Genomic DNA, 2,645 nt, shown 5'->3' on the forward strand with positions numbered 1-2,645 from the left:
ATTATATAGCCTACAAATAATTCTATTAATTATTTATTCATTCCCGAAAGCTCAATTTAAATTTCAAAAGTTACAAACAATTGTTGTATTATTATATTCATTCCAAATGGCAACAATAGCGCCTACTGCTTTGACTGTTACTAAAATGGCTAATAATTCAATTGACTGGATTACACTAATGTATGCAGGTGTATTGCTTTTGGGAGCAGTTGTTGTTCATATCGTGACAACAATTGATACGTTTAAACAAGCGAGTGAAGGTGCGTTTAGTATGGATGAGAGGTCTGCTTCTTTCTTTAGTAAAACAAAAGGAAAGATGATGAAGTGGGCTACACTATACGCAGTAACTATTCTTATTTTGATATATTTTCATAACGATTATGGATTTGATGATTTATTTATGTATGTAGTAGGGACCTTTTTAATGTATACGATAGCAATCGGAGCAGCTGAATTTCAGCTATTAGCATATTGCAGGTTTAAATTTCCGTCATTTAATATTTCATGGGAGCAACATAAAAGAGAGACTCCAAGATATCGAAAGAAAAATAAAAAAGGTAAATCGAAACGTAAGGCATAAAGAAAGTGTGTATTGTAAGTTTTGATGGTGAAAAAGTGATAATTTATAGGAGAGTATTTGAACTACAAAAAGAAAATTTACTTATGTAAGGTGATTAAAGTGATTAGAAGATAATCTGATCGAAAATATAGAGAGTGTAGTGTGATGATGAAATGAACACAAAAAAGGTTTCTAAAATGATTACTATCATAATAGCGACATAAGTGTGATGAATGTTTCATAAATATTTCTATTTGTAGTGGAAAGAATTTGAGAATAAACATGTAGCCCCAATTGCTGGAGTAGATCCAATAGTTGGGGCGTTTATCTGTCTAAATTTAGTTTGAATGCATAACAGTTTTTAGTTAGAGTCCTCGCTCCTCAAGTAGTTTCTTCATCTTCATAATAACGGTGTGAAGTTTTTGTATAATCGGCTTTTATTGCAAAGTTACAACTATTTCCGCTTTTAGAGTACCCCTTATTATCGATACATCGTCCACATTCCAATATCTTTAAATCCTAACCGCTTATAAATTCGTCCAGCAGCTGGATTGTTATAAAATAAACAAAGTGTTCGGCCTTCTTTCGTAAAGTCTTGAATCATTTTTTGTAATATGAGCGAAGCATATCCATTCCCGCGATAATTCGGGTGTGTACATACACCAACTACCATTGCGGATAATGAATTTTCAGCGGAAGTAGAGGCGGAGGTTAAGCCTGATGAGGTGTTATCTATGAGTGACCACTCTTTTAGTTATTCGTTTAGGAAAATTATAGAGGTTACAGGCTTGTGAGTCAATAACTATTCAGTTGGAACTTGTGAGTTAGTATTCGACAAAAAGAGGGTGACTAAATAGGTGCCGTCTCAGGTGGTATTGATAGGGAAAATTTGGGAATAAATAGAATAACTATTTATGAAAACTAAGAGGAGGAATATAAAATGTTTAAGTGGTTTAAGAAGTGGGTTAACTGGCACGATAATCTAGATCAGGCACAGGCAGCTATTGAGTTTTATATCGGTGACGATAGAGTCGTTCTCATGGGTGCTGATGCAATGAACTTTGTAGCTAACTTTAATAAGAAATACAAAACTCTATATGTTGAAAATAAATTAACTGGAATGAATATACGGTTCAAGGTGTACCACGTGGGTACCTACAAGAGAACAACTTATAAAGTAGCAATTGGGAGGTAGGAAACTAATGGATATTATGGAGATAGTAATGAACAAGTGGTTTGCTGGCTCGGTCGCCTTGTTAGTTGTAGCTATAGGGAGTTGGTTCTTCCTGTGAAGCGATGTACCTAAAAAGAAGTGAGGCATCCAGCTCAGGGGGAAGAAAATAAATAGGTATCACCTAAACACTGTTTGTATCTAAGCAGTGTTTTTTCTATGGAGTTTTTACCTCGGTAAGTGGTTGACACTCTGTTGATAAGCTCGGGAGGTGGGATACTAAGTTTATTTATTGGAACAAATTAACACTATTTTAATGGATTATATTGTATGCTAAATATATCAGGTAGATTCTGATAAATACATTTTAGAAAGTTGGTCATAACATGTCACATAGAAAGTACAGTAATAAGCCTGAATTGATTGGAAAGATTGAGGAAGTTATCTACGATACTCACAAGGTAAGCTTACATTATTTTAGTACACCTAACTCTGTAGGTAGTAACTATTTGGTAGAAGTAGTTATCAAGAATAACGGTGAAAGTAAAACTTATAATAAAAAATTTCCTTTTACTGAATCCGGTTATAGGGAAGCTTCTACAGAATTCTTAAATCAAAATCATGAACCAAATATAGAAGGATATATTGAGTGCACGAAAGGTTAAGGCAGTCCTTCTTTTTAAGTATAAATAAAGATTTTACGAGATATATCTAATTAGTATAATCTATAGTTGTAAGTACTCGGTTAACCGAGGGAAAGAGGAGATGGAGAGAAAGTGATCAAAGAAAAAATTACACAAATTAAAACATATTTAAAAGAGCTTCCTAAGAACCAACAAGTTGCTGAGGATTTAGACTTTTATACTTTTTTAGCTACATTAATTCCTGTTCCTGGATACCAACAAGCTGCTCTAT

The 2,645-nt window shown here is 33.6% G+C and carries 3 protein-coding genes and 1 pseudogene; 3 read left to right on the forward strand and 1 reads right to left on the reverse strand.

Annotated elements, in window-relative coordinates:
* On the forward strand, positions 1–580 hold a 580-nt coding region (locus tag AB3X48_RS20765; protein ID WP_367959892.1), incomplete at its 5' end, for a hypothetical protein.
* A 460-nt stretch (positions 581–1,040) separates the two neighbouring features.
* Here the strand turns inward: AB3X48_RS20765 and AB3X48_RS20770 are convergent.
* A pseudogene (locus AB3X48_RS20770) lies at positions 1,041–1,274 on the reverse strand (GNAT family N-acetyltransferase); the annotation flags it as partial.
* 225 nt (positions 1,275–1,499) lie between these two features.
* Here AB3X48_RS20770 and AB3X48_RS20775 point away from each other — a divergent pair.
* Both AB3X48_RS20775 and AB3X48_RS20780 read left to right on the forward strand, forming a co-directional pair.
* Positions 1,500–1,754, forward strand: a complete 255-nt coding sequence (locus AB3X48_RS20775) for a polyprotein (RefSeq protein ID WP_367959893.1) — start codon at positions 1,500–1,502, stop codon at positions 1,752–1,754.
* A 362-nt stretch (positions 1,755–2,116) separates the two neighbouring features.
* Complete coding sequence (locus AB3X48_RS20780; protein WP_098431020.1) at positions 2,117–2,395, forward strand: hypothetical protein; 279 nt, start codon at positions 2,117–2,119, stop codon at positions 2,393–2,395.
* Positions 2,396–2,645: the final 250 nt, after the last annotated feature.

Source organism: Bacillus sp. S4, from assembly GCF_040838205.1.
Classification (GTDB): domain Bacteria; phylum Bacillota; class Bacilli; order Bacillales; family Bacillaceae_G; genus Bacillus_A; species Bacillus_A cereus_U.